Origin of the sequence: Paracoccus sp. J56, assembly GCF_019633685.1 — a bacterium.
Lineage (GTDB): Bacteria > Pseudomonadota > Alphaproteobacteria > Rhodobacterales > Rhodobacteraceae > Paracoccus > Paracoccus kondratievae.
This window is the reverse complement of sequence record NZ_JAFL01000015.1, coordinates 85996-102000: the sequence shown is the minus strand read 5'-3', so window position 1 is coordinate 102000 and position 16005 is coordinate 85996. Positions and strand designations below refer to the sequence as shown.

Here is a 16005-nt window from a genome sequence, read left to right as displayed (position 1 = left end):
GTAAACAGCGCTGATCACCATAAAATATCTACCCACGATTGGCCCTAAGGGGCCAGTGCGCCATGGCTCGCGCCAGCTATGTGGCCAGCGCGCGCGCCATGGCGCACCCCCCAACTGGCCGGACTTTACGCCGCCGCCCCGGCCGACTTTTGCTCCGCCGTTGACACGGGCAGCAGCCTGCAACCTGCGCATCCAATACCGTCCGTGGCCGCCGCCCTGAGCGATATTGGTCGGTCAGCCCCTCGATCCGATGCTCGGCAAACCGGCGACGCCATTTTCCCATCGTGTGCTCGCCATGCCCAAGCCGAAGCGCCACGTGATTAGCATGCTGCGGGAGAGGCACAACGTATACCAATATATGCATATGGAATGGCATTAATATAATTTTATCATCATGTAGTTTGCTTGCTATCGTGCTGGCAAGGCCCTCCGGGTCGACGCGGCCATGCGCTGCGAGGGAGAGGAAATCATGTCATCCAGAGTTGCCGCACTGTATTGGCGATCATCCTTCCATGTCCCGCCAACCGGGACGGGCTGCGGTCACCGCATCACCCCAACTGAGAATGTAAGGCTGATCCATGTTTTTGTCGCAATTGCTTTTGCCGGATGGCGGACGTGCGGTGGCCTTGCGTGACGGCGATGCCGCGCATCTGGTTCCGGGCATGGACAGCACCCGCGCCCTGGTGCTGGACGCTATCGCCGCCGGCCGCAGCCTGGCCGGCGAGGTCCAGGCGCGCTGCCAAGGCGCCCCGGTCGACTTGGGTGCCGCGCTGGCCGAGGGGCGGATGCTACTGCCGCTGGACCATCCCGACCCGGCGCATCTGCACCTGACCGGGACGGGGCTGACGCATCTCAGCTCGGCCGCGACGCGCAATACCATGCATGCCAAGCTGGACGGCGACGAGCTGACCGACAGCATGAAGATGTTCCGCATGGGCCTCGAAGGCGGCAAGCCCGGCACAGGCCAGGTCGGCGCGCAGCCCGAATGGTTCTACAAGGGCAATGGCCATGCCGCCGTGGCGCCCGGCGCGGCATTGGACAGCCCCGGCTTTGCGCTGGACGCGGGCGAGGAGCCGGAAATCGCCGGGCTTTACGTCATCGGCCCGGACGGCACGCCCTTCCGGCTGGGCTTCGCGCTGGGGAACGAGTTTTCCGACCACGTCACGGAACGGGGCAACTACCTCTGGCTCGCCCATTCCAAGCTGCGCCCGGCCAGCTTCGGCCCCGAGATGCTGCTGGGCGCGCTGCCGCAGCATGTCGAGGGTACCAGCCGCATCCTGCGCGACGGCGCCACGCTTTGGGAAAGGCCCTTCCTGTCGGGCGAGGCGAACATGAGCCACAGCATCGCCAACCTGGAACACCATCATTTCAAATATGCGCTGTTCCGCCAGCCGGGCGATGTGCATGTGCATTTCCTCGGCACGGCGACGCTGTCCTTTGCCGACGGCGTCCATGCCCGGCCGGGCGACGTGTTCCAGATCGAGGCCCCCGCGCTCGGCCTGCCGCTGCACAACCCGCTGGTCCAGATGCCCAACGATGCGGTGCCGGTCGCCGTCGCCACCCTCTAGAAGTCGCATGTCCAGCACCCCGTCCTTTACTCCCGCCCTATGGCCGCGCCAGCTGCGCTCGCAGCATTGGTATGGCGGCAATTCGCGCGACACGATCTATCACCGCGGCTGGATGAAGAACCAGGGCTATCCGCATGACCTGTTCGACGGCCGCCCGGTGATCGGCATCCTGAACACCTGGTCGGACCTGACGCCCTGCAACGGCCACCTGCGCGAGCTGGCGGAAAAGGTGAAGGCGGGCGTGTGGGAGGCCGGCGGCCTGCCGGTGGTCATCAAGCGGCTGGGCGAGGCCGGGCAGCTTCACAAGGACGCGCTGACCGTCAGTGGCGCCACGATCTGGGACGAGGTCAAGGAGGTGGTGAACTGGAACGAGGAGGTGATCCTGCCCGCCGACCGGCTGCTGACCGACCAGGGCGGCATCGCCGTGCTGCGCAGCAACCTGGCGCCGAACGGGGCGGTGCTGAAGCCCTCGGCCGCCAGCCCGCACCTGATGGTGCATCGCGGCCGGGCGGTCGTCTTCGAGGACATCGACGACTACAAGGCCAGGATCGAGGATGAGGCGCTGGACATCGACGAGACCTGCGTCATGGTGCTGAAGAACTGCGGGCCCAGGGGCTATCCCGGCAAGGCCGAGGTCGGCAACATGGGCCTGCCGCCCAAGGTGCTGCGCAAGGGCATCACCGACATGGTGCGGGTGTCCGACGCGCGCATGTCGGGCACCGCCTATGGCACCGTGGTCCTGCACACCTCACCCGAGGCGGCGGCGGGCGGGCCGCTGGCCGTGGTGCGCGACGGCGACATGATCGTGCTCGACGTGCCGAACCGCCGGTTGCACCTGGACATTTCGGATGCGGAACTGGCGGCGCGGCTGGCCGAATGGCGGCCGCTGCCCGACCAGCCCGCCAGCGGCTATGCCTGGCTGCACCAGCAGCATGTCATGGGCGCGGATACCGGCGCGGACCTGGATTTCCTGCGCGGCTGCCGCGGCAACCCGGTCGGAAAGGACAGCCACTGATGCGGATCGCGCTCGTCGGCATCGGCAAGATCGCGCTGGACCAGCACGTCCCGGCGCTGGCGGCCAGCCCCGACTGGGAGCTGGCCGCGACCGTCAGCCGGCATGGAAGGGTCGTTGGGGGAATGGCGGTCAGGCGCCGGGGAAAATCAGGCCGCGCAGCAGAAGTTCGGCCTCACCGCCCTCGGGCACCTCGTCGGGATAGCCGAGCGAGACGTTGACAACCGGAGCACCGCGGATACGGACCGACAGCGGCCGGTGGGTATGACCGAAGAACCAGTAATCAGGCAGGTGCGTCTCGATCCAGCCGTCAAGATCCGAAGCGAAGGCCGCGCTGATGCCCGAAATCGGATCGGAGACCGCCAAGCACGGGGCGTGATGGGTGACGACAATGGCTTGTCCGTGCAGGGTCTGGCAATCTCCCGCGTCAACCAGTCGAGGTGATCGCGGTGAATCGCGACGGTGTCCTCGGGGCTGATAAGCCCGCCCTCTGCCCGACGAATTCGACCGTAATCCGGCATGACCATCGCCGCACGCTCCACCGCCGTCCCCGGATCGCCCAGCAAGGCGAAATCCGTCCAGAGCGTGCAGCACAGCAGGCGGCAGGTGGCAGGTGGCAGGCGCCGAAGGTCAGAAACTGACTCTGGGCCAGGTTCACACCCGCACCTGAGGCGATCCGGGCCAACGCCAAGGCCAGTTCCGTTTTGGATCATTGGCGAGATCGCCCGCGATGATCAGCGCGTCGAGGTCACGCAACACCGGCACGATCCCGGCAAAAGGATCGCGCCCGGCACGGGCCCAGAGGTCGAGATGCAGATCGGCTGTGATCAGAACGTTCATTGGCCACATGCCCCTGTGGTCAGAACGAGATCGACCCGACTTTCGTTCGGATGGATAGGCCTCGATAAACGGGATGCTGGACATGAGGATTCCTTTTGGCAAAGCGGGGCCGGCGGCCGGAGAACCGGCCAGGCGATTCCGACAGGATGGAAGTGAGTCAGGGCAGGGGAGGCGGGCTGACGACCGGCTCAACCTGGATGGGTTTAATGTTGCGACATTGCGTCGACCCTCGAGACATGGCTCGGCCGCTCGGAGAAGCCGCGCTTTCCGGCGGAAACGTGGTAATCAGGAAACTGCGGAGATCCGGCGAGCTTCACGCCGTTCCATCGCTCCGGATGGGATTGAGGCGACCTTGCCGGGCAGCGTCCCGGCGGTCAACGGCTCGGGTCCGAGGCCCGATGACAGACCACGGCCTCTGGCACCATCTGGCCGGATTCCTTCAACGAATTGAAATAAAACAATTTTGCTTACAATCAAGCGCTGCGATGGCCATTAATTGGTTGTAGAAAGGACAAAAAAAGGGGCCCGAATGGCCATTATTTCGGTTGTTTGACACGGGCTTTCACCTCACAAGAGTAAATGCCCGGTAATCTGTATTATGTAATTAAATTGCGTCAGCAGGTTAACCAAACGAGAAGCAGACCGGACGCTCATTGCGCCCGGTCTATTGCCACTACTCAGCCCCGACGCAGCTGTTCAAGCAGCGCGGCAGAAGGCTCGCCGGTCACCGGCAGTCCGCGCGAGGTTTGATAGGCCTTGATCGCATTGATCGTGTTCGAGCCGACGTTGCCATCGACGCCCTGCGTATCAAAGCCGCGCGCGGTCAGCAGGCGTTGCATCTCTTTGCGCTGCTCGATCCTCAGGCCGGGATGATTGGCGGGCCACGGGTTCGCAAGTCCCGGATAACCCTTGAGCCGGTCGGCCAGATGCGCCACCGCCAGTGCATAGCTGTCGGCGTTGTTATAGCGCAGGATGGCGTGGAAATTGCGCGTGATCAGGAAAGCCGCACCGGATGAGCCACCGGGAAGGATCAGCTCGGCCGAGGCGGCGCCAGGCGGCAAGGGCCGCGAGGTTGCCTGACGAATGCCAAGCGACTGCCACTCGGCAACACTGCGGCGCTTGCCCTTGCCGGCGAGGCCAGTGTTGAACCCTGCGGGCAGCGTCACCTCGACTGCAGCGGGCAGACCCGGCTGCCAGCCGGATTTCGCCAGATAATTCGCGGCTGATGCAAGCGCGTCAGAGGGATCGTTCGACCAGATATCGCGCCTGCCGTCCCCAGTGAAATCAACAGCATAGCTTAGATAAGTCGTCGGAATGAACTGGGTGTGGCCCATGGCGCCGGCCCAGCTGCCGGTCATATGTCCAGGGTCGATGTCGCCCGCTTGCAGGATGCGCAGCGACGCCATCAGCTGGCTGCGGAAGAAATCACCCCGGTAGCCTTCATAGGAAAGCGTCGAAAGCGCCTCGATCAGCGGCAGGTCCCCGCGCCGCTCACCATAGGTCGATTCCATGCCCCAGACGGCGGTGACGATCTCTTTATCGACCCCGTAGGTCGCCTCGATCCGGCTCAGCACATTGCCATATTGCGCCAGCGCCGCGCGACCATTGTTCTGGCGTTTCTCTGAGACCGCGTTTTCAAGATATTCCCACAGAGATTTCTTGAATTCTGCCTGGTTTTGCGAGCGCCGCACGACCTCGGGGTTATAGGTCACGTCGCGGAAAGCGATGCTTAGCGTGCTGTCGCTGATGCCTTGGGCGCGTGCTCGTGCCTTGAAACCCTCGACCCAGTTTTGCAGCCCGGCAACCTTTTCGGGCGGCGGGTTCTGATAGCGGCCCCATTTGATCTCTTGTTCCTGCTGCGGCACGCCCATGCCGGTGTAATTCCCGGCGCAGCCGCCAAGCAGCAAAGCCATGGCTGTAAGCGTCGCTGAAAGTCGCAAAGAAAGCCGCATGCCCGTTCCTTCGTCAAAGCGTTTTGCCCCAGCCTAACCGCGGATTTTCAATGCTGAAAGCCGAAATCTTGCCGGTGGCAAAGCACCGCTATGTAAGAAATAACATAATATATTATTAATTAGACATTGATTTTGCTTATTCTATAAGTGGCGTCCAGATGACCTCATCAATTCGGGGCGCTCCGGTTGCCAGCATGACCAGCCGGTCAAACCCCAAGGCGCAGCCCGAAGCAGGCGGCATGAAAGCCAATGCGGCCAGAAAATCCTCGTCCAGCGGATAACGCTCGCCATAGATTCGCGCTTTTTCATCCATCTCGGCCTGAAAGCGACGGCGCTGCTCAACAGGATCGGTCAGCTCGCCAAAGCCGTTGGCAAGCTCGACCCCACAAGCATAAAGCTCAAACCGCTCAGCCTCACGCGGGTCGCCTGAGGTCGGGCGGGCCAGCGCCGCCTCGGCCGCAGGGTAGCGATCAAGGATCAGTGGCCGGCCCATACCAAGATGCGGCTCGACCTTTTCGACCAGAATACGCGACAGAATATCGGACCAGCCGTCATCCGCAGCCAGCCGGATCCCCTGCCCCTCGGCCTGTGCCCGCAATGCGCCGGCATCGGTTTCGGAGCCGTCGCAGGTCGCAAGCAGATCTATACCGGCGTACTCGCGGAAAGCCTCGGCAACGGACATCACCTCAGGTGCAGCATAGGGGTCGCATTCGGCCCCGCGAAACCGCAGCGCCTCGGCCCCCGCAACCTCGGCCGCGTGCTTTAGATATTGCGCGCAATCATCGAAAAGAACGCGATAATCTTCGCCTGACCGATACCATTCCAGCATACAGAATTCGGGGCTATGCAGGGCGCCGCACTCGCGGTTGCGCCAGACGTGACTAAAGGCAAAGATGCGCGCTTCACCCGCCGCCAGCAGCTTTTTCATCGCAAATTCGGGACTGGTGTGCAGATACATCGGCTGCGCCTCGCCATCATTGCCGATCCGGCTGGTAGCGAATGCGTGCAAGTGGGCCTCATTCCCCGGGCTTACGGCCAGCGCCAGCGGATCGACCTCGACAAAGCCCTGTGCACCAAGCCAGTCGCGGATCGCCGCCTGAATACGGTTGCGCGCCAACAGCAAAGGTCGCCGCCCGGCATGGCGGTTGCGGTCCCACCACGGGTTGGATTTTGCGCCGTTCAAAGGGGGGTTCATGCGCGCGACTCCTTCCTGAGTGTCGTTTTCTGCTTGCGGCTGGCGCAAAGCTGCGAAAAACGCTATGGGGTATCATCTTCGCCGGCCTTCGATAGCTGGCCTTTCGGAACTTGAAAAGCAGGCAAGGGAAACCGCCTTGAAAGTCATCGCCTCCAGCCTTCGCAAAGGCAATGTCGTCGAGATCGACGGCAAACTTTATGTCGTTCTGACCGCCCAGAACTTTCACCCCGGTAAGGGCACGCCCGTCACTCAGGTCGATCTGCGCCGCATCTCGGACGGGACCAAGGTCTCGGAGCGGTGGAAAACCACCGAGCAGGTCGAACGTGCCCATGTGGACGAGCGCGAATACGACTTCCTTTATGAGGATGGCGAAGGCTACCACTTCATGGAGCCCGAGAGCTATGAGCAGATCGTGGTTTCGCCCGATGTGGTCGGTGATGACAAGGTGTTCCTTGAGGATGGCGTGCGCGTCTTCCTGCAGGTGCATAACGGTGTAGCGATCGCCCTGGAGTTGCCGCAGAAAGTGACCGTCGAGGTTGTCGAGACCGAGCCGGTGGTCAAGGGCCAGACCGCTTCGTCAAGCTACAAGCCCGCTGTGGCCCATAACGGCGTGCGCATCATGGTCCCGCCGCATATCGGCGTTGGCACCAAGGTGATCATCAACACCGCTGACCTGACTTATGTCGAACGCGCCAAGGCCTGAACTGCAGGCCCAAAATTCAGGGCGGGGGATGTGCTATCCCCCGCCCTTTTTTATTTTCGGATTATATCCGCAGATTGTGCGGGTTGTGCGGATAGCCCGGCGTCAGGGGAAAATGGGTGCGAGCATCAGCCCTTCGGTCTCGGGCAAGCCCAGCATCAGGTTGGCGTTCTGTACCGCCTGCCCCGAGGACCCTTTGCACAGGTTGTCCAGCGTCGAGACGACCAGTGTGCGACCCGAGATCCGGTCCCCAATCACGCCGATATGGCAAAAATTCGACCCCTGCACATGTGACATGGCCGGCAGCTGGCCAAATGGCAGGACGACGATAAAAGGCTCATCGGCATAGGCATTGGCCAAGGCCGAATGAATGGCCTGCGCCTCGCCCTTGAGATAGCAGGATGCAAGGATGCCGCGGTTCACCGGCACCAGATGGGGGGTGAACTGAATGCGGACCTCGCGTCCGGCAAGCGACGAAAACTCTTGATCGAACTCGCCCAGATGGCGGTGTTTGCCGCCCTGCGAATAGCCCGCAACATCCTCGGAGCGTTCGGCGAACAGCATGTTTTCCTTGAGCGAGCGCCCTGCCCCGGAAACTCCGTTCTTGAGATCGCAGATGATATCGTCCAGATTGATCAGCCCCGAGCCGATCAGCGGCCGCAGCGCAAATTGTACCGTGGCGGCATTACAGCCCGTTCCGGCGACAAGGCGTGCGTCGCGGATCTGGTCGCGATAAAATTCGGTCAGGCCATAGACTGCCTCGGGCTGAACCTCGGGCGCTGCATGGTCTAATCCGTACCAGTGTTTGTAATCCTCGGGGTTGCGCAGCCGGAAATCGGCGCCCAGATCGACGATCTTGACATCCCGCGGCAACTGGCCGACCAGCGGCTGGCTAAGGCCATGCGGCAGGGCGCAGAAAACCACGTCGATGCCCGAGAAATCAATCTCTTCCATCCGCATCAGGGGCGGCAGCTTCAGATGTCGCAGATGCGGGAAAACCTCATCATAGCCCTGCCCGGCTTTGCGGTCAGCCGACAGTGCGGCAACCTCGATCCGGGGATGGGTGGCCAGGATGCGGACAAGCTCCGCCCCCGTATAGCCCGAAGCACCAAGGATGGCGGCTTTCAGCGTCATGTTTCGACCCCGAGGAACTGGCCGCGGCGGCGGCCGAGGATGGTTTTGGCCCATTCCGCAACCTCGCGGCGGCCGGAACCGGCACTATGCCCGGCCCGCCGCCATGTCAAGCTGAGCGCGGGAGGAGGCAGCGGCTTGGGGTGAATGGTCGGGAAAGTGCTTTACCTTGAAATTTTATAGATTTTATGTTTATCATTCTGATTTTACTATTATATAACTAGAAGTTATTGAATCTTTTCCTTCCACCGTTGGGCGGAACGCCCGCCTGCCTGTGCCGGAGATTGGCGAGCGCAGATTTTGCAAACATGCTCCAGATTCGACATATACCATATAATTAACTGTAATATATGAATAAATAATTCAATCAATGCGGTCAGATCATAATCCTGCGCAAGAATGCTGCATCTGCATCATTTTATTGCGAGACATGCGGGCGCGAATCCAATATTCGGGCAGCGGCCGCCAAGGCCAGGACTGACGGAGAGGGATTGATATGAGTGCGACCCCCGAACGCAAGGACCGCCTTGGTCCCGGCGATATCCGTGCCCGCAAGGGCGGCGAACCCGTGGTCTGCCTGACCGCCTATACCACCCCGATGGCGCGGCTGGTCGATGCGCATTGTGACATTGCGCTGGTCGGCGACAGTCTGGGCATGGTTCTGCATGGCCTGCCCTCGACCCTTGGCGTCACCATGGAAATGATGATCCTGCACGGCAAGGCCGTCGCGCGCGGCCTGTCCCACGCGTGTCTGGTGGTCGACATGCCCTTTGGCAGCTATGAAGAGGGGCCGGCACAGGCATTCCGCAACGCCTCGCGCCTGATGGCCGAGACGGGCTGTCATGCCGTCAAGCTTGAGGGCGGGCTGCATATGGCGGAAACCGTGGCGTTTCTGGTCGCGCGCGGCATCCCCGTCATGGGTCATGTCGGGCTGACCCCGCAATCAGTGAACACCCTTGGCGGATACAAGGTGCAAGGACGTGGTCAGGCCGAGGCTGACCGTATCGCCCTTGATGCGCGGGCGTTGGCCGAGGCCGGAGCATTCTCGGTGGTGCTTGAGAAACTGCCCGAGGCTTTGGGTCATCGCATCACCCGGGAAATCGCTGTGCCGACCATTGGGATCGGTGCTGGTGCTGATTGCGACGGGCAGGTTCTGGTCGTCGATGACATGCTGGGGCTTTTCTCGGACTTTCGGCCAAAATTCGTCAAACGTTACGCCGAACTTGGCCAGGACGCGGATGCGGCAATCGCCGCCTATGCCGCCGAGGTACGTGCGCGCCGCTTTCCCGGTCCGGAACATGCCTTTGGCGAGGGCAAACCCGCATGAGTGCGCCGATCATCCGCCCGCTTGCCGAATTGCGCGCCCTGATCCGCGACTGGAAATCCCGGGGCGAGACCATCGGCGTGGTGCCGACCATGGGTGCGCTGCATGAGGGTCATCTTAGCCTTGTGCGCGCAGCGCGGACCAGTTGCGACCGGGTGATCGTCACCCTGTTCGTCAATCCGCGCCAGTTCAACAGTTCCGAGGATTTTGCGAAATATCCCCGCACCGAACACGCCGATGCGGCGCTTTTGGGGCCGCTTGGCGTGGATGCGCTGTTTGTTCCCGATGGTGATGAGGTTTATCCGCCGGGTCATGCGACGGTCATTTCGGTTTCGGGCGTAACCGAACCGCTGGAGGGGCAGCATCGCCCCGGCCATTTCGACGGAGTGGCGACGGTGGTGACGCTGCTTTTCAACATGACCCAGGCTGATCGCGCCTTTTTCGGCGAAAAAGACTGGCAGCAGCTTCAACTGGTGCGGCGGCTGGTGCAGGACCTGAAAATGCCGGTCGAGATTGTCCCCTGCCCCTGTGTCCGTGACGAGGATGGGCTGGCGCTTTCGTCCCGCAACCAGCGCCTTAGCCCCGAGGGCCGCAGCCGCGCCGCCGCCCTGCCCCGTGCCCTGTTCGAGGCCGCGCGAAAGATCGAGGCGGGCGAGCCGGTCGAGGCAACTTTGACAGCAGCGGCGGCCGAGCTTGAGGCGGCAGGAATTACCCCGGTGGAATACCTGGAGTTGCGCGATGGCGACACGCTTGAGGCGCCGCAGGCCGGCCGCGCAACGCGATTGCTGGTTGCGGCATGGCTTGATGGCGTACGGTTGATCGACAATGTGGCGGTCAATCTGCCCTAAGCGCCGGGCTGTGCAGGCAGTGCATCAAAGACAAGCTCGGCCAGGAAACCGGGCCGGGCGTTGCTCAGCCGCAATTCGCCCTGCGCTGCATCGGTGATATCGGCGACCATGGCAAGGCCGATGCCCTGCCCTTGTCCGCTCGGGTCAAGGCTAAGCCCGCGTTGGGTCAACCGCGTCAAATCGGCCTCGGGCACACCGGGGCCGTCGTCGCGGATACCTATGTGGATATGCCCACCCTCTGCCTTGATCGAAACCTGTATCATCTCATGGGCGTGGCGCATGGCGTTCTCAAGCAGCGCGCCAAGCGCCTCGGTCAGATCGTCAGGGTCGATCCGGGCCCGCAGGCCAGAGGGTTTTGGCACCTGCCAGTCGAGCGCCGCCCCCATCGGGGTCCGACGCAGAACCTCAACCAGTTTGGCAGCGATTCGTTCAGGCTCAGCGCCAGAGGTGTTGCGGTCTGACTGGATGCGTGCACGCGCCAGTTCACGATCGACATGGCGGTGCATCTGGGTGGCGATGGTTTCGATACTGCCGGCGATTTCATCCTCGTTCCGGGCGCGCAGCCGTGCCGCATCGCCCAAAAGGGCTTGTAGCGGCGTCTTGAACCCATGCGCCATATTGGCGGCGCGGTGACGGGCGCGTGCCAGCTCTTGCTCGCGGGCATCCAGAAGCTTGTCGATTTCGGTCGCAAGCGGGATTACCTCGGTCGGCAAATCGCGGCCAATGCGCGGACGCGAACCCGAGGTCAGCTCGGCCACCCTTGCGCCGACCTGCGCCAAAGGCCGCAGCCCCACGGTGATCTGCAGCCAGCTGGCCAGCAGCAGCACCGCCCCAAGCAGTCCAAGATAGGGCAACAGATCGCCCAGAAAGCCACGTCGCGCCAGCTCAAGCTCATAACGATGCGAGGCAACGATGATCCGCAGGGGCACCGGATTGGCGCTTTGGCCGACCATCAGGCTTTGCTCGACAGCCAGCAGCGCCTCACCCTGAGGGCCGGGCAGCGACCGTACCTTGACCTCGCCCGGGGATGGGACGGGTTGACCAGTGACCAGCACATGATCCCAAAGCGAGCGTGAGCGGCGGATCTCATCCCCCAGCTCTACCTGCCAGTAATGGCCAGAGAACGGCTGGTCATATAGCGGGTCTTCGGGCGATTCGCGCAGACGTGGGCCCGAGGCCCCTCCCGGTTGCACCATCGCCGTCAGGGCCAGCGCCCGGGCTTGCAGATCAGCGATGGTGACACGTTCTACATGGCGTTCAAACAGGATCGCCAGGCCAAAGCCGGACAGCGCGAGCGCCAGCGCAATCGCCAGCGCCCCCGCCAGCACCAGCCGCCAGCGGATCGAGCGGATCACGCGCTGCCCTGCATCTGCGCCTCGCCCCCTTCGAGGTGATAGCCAAAACCGCGACGGGTCCCGATCACGCCGGCGCCCAGCTTGCGACGCAACCGGGTAATGATGGCTTCAACAGCATTCAGTTCGCGCGAATCATCGTCACCGTAAAGATGCTCCAACAGCTCGGTCGGCGGTACGGTGCGATCACGGTTCACGGCAAGATATGCGATCAGCCGGAACTCCAGCGGCGTAACCGACACCGGAATACCGTCGATTGAGGCGGTCATGCGGTTGATGTCCACCGTCAGCCGCCCGATCTGTTGGGTCGCATTGCCCCTTCCCCCAGCTCGGCGCACCAGCGCGCGGGCGCGGGCAATCAGTTCCTCCATACGGAATGGCTTGGGCAGGTAGTCGTCGGCGCCGGCGTCTATACCCTCAACCCGCTCGGTCCAGGCACCGCGCGCGGTCAGGATCAGAACCGGACTTTCGCAACCCTCGGCCCGCCAGCGCTTGAGCACGGTCAGCCCGTCAAGGCGCGGCAGGTTCAGATCCAGCACGATCAAGTCGTAATTCTCGGTGCCGCCGCGAAACCACGCTGTCTCGCCATCGGCCACCAACTCGACAAGAAACCCCGCCGCTTTCAGCGCGCGCTCCAGATCCGCGGCAATCCGCAGCTCATCCTCAACCACAAGGGCGCGCATCAGTCGTCGTCCTCTTCATCATCGCTTTCCTCAAGCTTGATGATGGTGCCGGTCCTGGCATCCATCTCGACCTCGATCAGCCGGCCATCGGTAGTGATGAGTTCGACCTCATAAATCAGCAGGCCATCCTCTTGATCCATCTCGATTTCCGTGACCTGCCCCGGATGGGTTTCTTGCAGCTGCTTCAGCGCCACGGCAAGGGGCAGAATCTCGCCACGTTCGACCGCAGCACGGGCGAATTCAAAATCTGGCGTCGAGGAGTCCTGCACGGAATAGACCCCAGCCCGCTGTCCAACCGCGGGCGGTGGCAGAAAAGTCAGAATCAGGATCAGCAGAGCGCATCTTTTCATGGTTCTATTCATAAAGAGAAATCGCTGACATCTGACTGACAAACGGCGGCATCATGCTGTCTTGCGGTTATTCTGCCGCTATGCGGGTTTTCTTTCCTTTCAATACACCTCTGTTTAAGAAAACTGACAGAGTGCTGACAGTTCGGGTCAGATCGTTGTCAGCATGGTTATGGCATTGCTCAGCGATCATCGCGGAACACTACCGCTGCTGGAGCAAAGGAAAGGATTTAGTTCGATGGTACGCAAGATCGGCACTTCTCTCTCGGAACGGTTGACCGGGACCAAATACGGTGACTGGCTGTCGGGCCTGGGCGGCAATGACAAACTGTACGGCCTGGATGGGAACGACACCATGTTCGGTGGTGACGGCAATGACACGATGGAAGGTGGCAACGGCCGTGACAGCCTGAGCGGCGGCAATGGCAATGACGACCTGAACGGTGGCCGCGGTGCTGATTATCTCCACGGCGGCGCGGGCCGGGATGAGCTGGAAGGCGGCGCCGGCAATGACACCTTGGTTGCGGGCGCAGGCAATGATGAGCTGGAGGGAGACGACGGCAATGATCGCCTTTATGGCGGCGATGGAAATGACAAGCTGGAAGGCGGTCGCGGCAATGACGTGCTGAACGGCGGTGCCGGTGCCGATATCTTTGAATTCGAGCGTGGCGACGGCCGTGACATCATCACCGATTTCCAGAACGGTGTTGACCGTCTGGATTTTGATGACTTCAGCCGTGCTCAGGTGCAGGCGGTGATCAAGAACGCCCAGCAGGTTGGCGACGATCTGGTGCTGCGCCTTTCGGCCGACACCACGGTCACCATCCGTGACATGCAACTAGGTCAGCTGGATATGAGCGATTTCATCTTCTGAGATCTGCCCTTCATGTCCTGATGAAATACGCCGCCGCATTCCATTGCGGCGGCGTTCTCATGCGGGCGTTCAGGCCCCCGCGATCCGGATCATGCCGTTGCTGATCATCAGAGGCACCGGGTCAAGTCCGCAATCCGTACCCTGCACCGCCGCGCCGCTTGCGATGTCGAATGTCGCACCATGGACCGAACACATCAGCCGTCTGCCATCGGCCGAAAGGATACTGTCGCCAAGGTGATCCAAGGGCAGATAATGATGCGGGCAAGCGTTCACATAGGCCCGGATCTCCTCGGTTAGCCGCACCAGCAACAGGGGAAAATGCCCATTGTCGCTTTCCACGGTCAGGCAGCGGATACGGTCCAGATCAGCCTCGGCACAAATATCGGTGCCTACAGGCGGGGCCGAGGCATAGTCGCGCCAACTCATCGCTTACTCGACTGCGTCGATCTTTAGCACGCCGCGGCGGATCTGATCCTCTTCGATCGACTCAAAAAGGGCGCGGAAGTTGCCCTCACCAAAACCGTCGTCACCCTTGCGCTGAATGAACTCGAAAAAGATCGGTCCAATGACGGTCCTGGAAAATATCTGCAACAGGATCCGGGTCATGCCACCGCCCAGAACGCCCTCGCCATCAATGAGGATGCCGTGCTTTTTCATCCGCGGGATCGGCTCTTCGTGGCCTTTGACCCGGCGATGTGACATTTCGTAATAGGTGTCGGGCGGGCCGGGCATGAACTTCATTCCCGCCGCGGCGATGCGATCGGTCGCCGAGTAGATATCCTCGGTGGCGATGGCGATATGCTGGATGCCCTCGCCCTTGTATTCGCGCAAATATTCCTCGATCTGGCTGTGATCATCGGTCGATTCATTGATCGGAATACGGATCTTGCCATCGGGCGAGGTCAACGCCCGGCTGACCAGCCCGGTCTGGCGACCCTTGATGTCGAAATAGTTGATTTCGCGGAAATTGAACGTGTCGTGATAGAACTTGTACCAGGTGTCCATATTGCCGCGAATGACATTATGGGTCAGGTGGTCGAGGTAGTAGAAACCGAACCCCTCGGGACGCGGGTCACGCTCGTCCAGCCAATCGTAATCTGTGTCATAGGCGCTGCCCAAATCACCGTAGCGGTCGACAAAGTACAAAAGCGAGCCGCCAATGCCATAAACCGCCGGAGCGTCGATGGATTTTCCGGAACCGGTATATTCGGTCCCGCCAAGATCCAGCGCCCGTTTCAACGCTACCTGCGCATTCACGACGCGCCAGGCCATCGCCGGGGCGCAGGGGCCGTGCTCACCCACAAACCCCGCAGCATGGCTGTCAGGGTCGGCATTCAGCAGATAGTTGATGTCTCCCTGACGATAGAGGGTGATGTTGCGGCTTTTATGCTTTGCCACCGGGACAAAGCCCATCTGGAGGAAAATGCGGTCCAGAACCTCGGGCTGGGGATGGGCGAATTCGACGAACTCGAAACCGTCGGTTCCGGCCGGGTTGCTGGGGCTGATCGTGGCTTTCGGGGCGTCATGCGGGAACGGACCCATGGCGTCTCCTCCTCTGTTCGCGTCTGTTGGGACAATGATCGCGCATTTTCGATGCAAGAATGGCGCAATATGTGCCATGATCGCGATAAAAAGGCATGAATCGCGCATTATAGGTCAGATCAATGCAAGAAGTTCGCATAGACGGATTCGATATCGCCATACTCAACGCCCTGCAGCGTGACGGGGCGATGACGAATGCCGCGCTGGCCGAACTGGTAAACCTGTCGGCCTCGCAATGTTCACGCAGGCGCGCAGCGCTGGAAGAGGCCGGCGTGATCGAAGGCTATGCCGCGCGGCTGAACCCGCAAAAACTGGGCTTTGGCCTGCGCGCCATCATCCGTGTGAACCTGCGCAGCCATGGCCAGGGCAAAGAGGATGATTTTGCCCGTTTCGTCGCGGCCCATCCGCAGATCCGCTCGGCATTTTCGGTCTCGGGTGATGCGGACTATATTCTTGATGTGCGGGTACGCGATCTGGAGGCATTCTCGGACTTTGTTCATCGTCATCTGCTGCCGCAGCCGCAGGTGGCGCAGGTACGCTCTGAGATCGTCTTGAAGACGCTGAAGGACGATCGCAGCCTCGCGTTGCCTTGATGGGCCGGGGCTTGCCAAGCCACGCGGGCGGGTCGATAAACCGC

At 61.7% G+C, this 16005-nt stretch carries 17 protein-coding genes and 1 pseudogene; 8 read left to right on the top strand and 10 right to left on the bottom strand.

Annotated elements, in window-relative coordinates:
• Positions 1 to 578 precede the first annotated feature (578 nt).
• The 3 genes and pseudogenes from araD1 to M511_RS19235 form a co-directional block, all read left to right on the top strand.
• Complete coding sequence (gene araD1, locus M511_RS12540) at positions 579 to 1568, top strand: AraD1 family protein (RefSeq protein ID WP_085502362.1); 990 nt, start codon at positions 579 to 581, stop codon at positions 1566 to 1568.
• 7 nt (positions 1569 to 1575) lie between these two features.
• Positions 1576 to 2583 carry a dihydroxy-acid dehydratase domain-containing protein gene (locus M511_RS12535; protein WP_085502361.1) on the top strand — a complete coding sequence of 336 codons (1008 nt, stop codon included), beginning with the start codon at positions 1576 to 1578 and terminating at the stop codon, positions 2581 to 2583.
• Positions 2583 to 2702: pseudogene (locus M511_RS19235) on the top strand (gfo/Idh/MocA family oxidoreductase); the annotation flags it as partial. The gene M511_RS12535 and the pseudogene M511_RS19235, both read left to right, overlap by 1 nt.
• A 10-nt stretch (positions 2703 to 2712) precedes the next feature.
• Here the strand turns inward: M511_RS19235 and M511_RS19230 are convergent.
• From M511_RS19230 to epmA, 4 genes are all read right to left on the bottom strand, one after another.
• Positions 2713 to 2946, bottom strand: coding sequence for a hypothetical protein (locus tag M511_RS19230; protein WP_240547624.1), 234 nt, complete (start codon positions 2944 to 2946; stop codon positions 2713 to 2715).
• A 288-nt stretch (positions 2947 to 3234) separates the two neighbouring features.
• A complete protein-coding gene (locus M511_RS19225; RefSeq protein WP_240547621.1) occupies positions 3235 to 3420 on the bottom strand; it encodes a metallophosphoesterase family protein in 186 nt (61 codons plus the stop codon).
• A gap of 677 nt (positions 3421 to 4097) precedes the next feature.
• The gene (locus M511_RS12525) at positions 4098 to 5372 is read right to left on the bottom strand and encodes a lytic murein transglycosylase (protein ID WP_085502359.1); all 1275 of its coding nucleotides are present in this window, start codon (positions 5370 to 5372) and stop codon (positions 4098 to 4100) included.
• Between the two features lie 136 nt (positions 5373 to 5508).
• On the bottom strand, positions 5509 to 6567 hold the full coding sequence (gene epmA / locus M511_RS12520) for an EF-P lysine aminoacylase EpmA (protein WP_085502358.1): 1059 nt from the start codon (positions 6565 to 6567) through the stop codon (positions 5509 to 5511).
• Between the two features lie 136 nt (positions 6568 to 6703).
• On the opposite strand from epmA, the gene efp reads away from it, so the two are divergent.
• Entirely contained in the window at positions 6704 to 7270 is a 567-nt protein-coding gene (efp, locus tag M511_RS12515; RefSeq protein WP_010395373.1) for an elongation factor P, read from the top strand.
• Positions 7271 to 7372: 102 nt separating this feature from the next.
• On the opposite strand, the gene argC is transcribed toward efp, so the two are convergent.
• Positions 7373 to 8401, bottom strand: a complete 1029-nt coding sequence (gene argC / locus M511_RS12510; protein ID WP_085502357.1) for an N-acetyl-gamma-glutamyl-phosphate reductase — start codon at positions 8399 to 8401, stop codon at positions 7373 to 7375.
• Between the two features lie 493 nt (positions 8402 to 8894).
• On the opposite strand from argC, the gene panB reads away from it, so the two are divergent.
• Both panB and panC read left to right on the top strand, forming a co-directional pair.
• Complete coding sequence (panB, locus tag M511_RS12505; protein ID WP_085502356.1) at positions 8895 to 9725, top strand: 3-methyl-2-oxobutanoate hydroxymethyltransferase; 831 nt, start codon at positions 8895 to 8897, stop codon at positions 9723 to 9725.
• Positions 9722 to 10570 carry a pantoate--beta-alanine ligase gene (panC, locus tag M511_RS12500; protein WP_085502355.1) on the top strand — a complete coding sequence of 283 codons (849 nt, stop codon included), beginning with the start codon at positions 9722 to 9724 and terminating at the stop codon, positions 10568 to 10570. Before panB ends, panC begins: the two co-directional genes overlap by 4 nt.
• On the opposite strand, the gene M511_RS12495 is transcribed toward panC, so the two are convergent.
• From M511_RS12495 to M511_RS12485, 3 genes are read right to left on the bottom strand one after another with little or no spacing between them, the layout of a single operon-like run.
• Positions 10567 to 11925 carry a sensor histidine kinase gene (locus M511_RS12495; protein ID WP_085502354.1) on the bottom strand — a complete coding sequence of 453 codons (1359 nt, stop codon included), beginning with the start codon at positions 11923 to 11925 and terminating at the stop codon, positions 10567 to 10569. The genes panC and M511_RS12495 overlap by 4 nt on opposite strands.
• Positions 11922 to 12605, bottom strand: a complete 684-nt coding sequence (locus M511_RS12490; protein WP_010395382.1) for a response regulator transcription factor — start codon at positions 12603 to 12605, stop codon at positions 11922 to 11924. Before M511_RS12490 ends, M511_RS12495 begins: the two co-directional genes overlap by 4 nt.
• Entirely contained in the window at positions 12605 to 12955 is a 351-nt protein-coding gene (locus tag M511_RS12485) for a PepSY domain-containing protein (protein ID WP_010395383.1), read from the bottom strand. Before M511_RS12485 ends, M511_RS12490 begins: the two co-directional genes overlap by 1 nt.
• Positions 12956 to 13190: 235 nt before the next feature.
• On the opposite strand from M511_RS12485, the gene M511_RS12480 reads away from it, so the two are divergent.
• Positions 13191 to 13826 (top strand): calcium-binding protein, encoded by a 636-nt coding sequence (locus tag M511_RS12480; protein ID WP_085502353.1) that lies wholly within the window; start codon positions 13191 to 13193, stop codon positions 13824 to 13826.
• Between the two features lie 69 nt (positions 13827 to 13895).
• Here M511_RS12480 and M511_RS12475 read toward each other — a convergent pair whose 3' ends face one another.
• Together M511_RS12475 and hppD are read right to left on the bottom strand one after the other, a co-directional pair.
• Positions 13896 to 14252, bottom strand: coding sequence for a Rieske (2Fe-2S) protein (locus M511_RS12475; protein ID WP_085502352.1), 357 nt, complete (start codon positions 14250 to 14252; stop codon positions 13896 to 13898).
• A gap of 3 nt (positions 14253 to 14255) precedes the next feature.
• A complete protein-coding gene (gene hppD, locus M511_RS12470; protein ID WP_085502351.1) occupies positions 14256 to 15368 on the bottom strand; it encodes a 4-hydroxyphenylpyruvate dioxygenase in 1113 nt (370 codons plus the stop codon).
• A 122-nt stretch (positions 15369 to 15490) separates the two neighbouring features.
• Here hppD and M511_RS12465 point away from each other — a divergent pair, with 122 nt between their 5' ends.
• Entirely contained in the window at positions 15491 to 15961 is a 471-nt protein-coding gene (locus tag M511_RS12465; RefSeq protein ID WP_010395393.1) for an Lrp/AsnC family transcriptional regulator, read from the top strand.
• Positions 15962 to 16005: the final 44 nt, after the last annotated feature.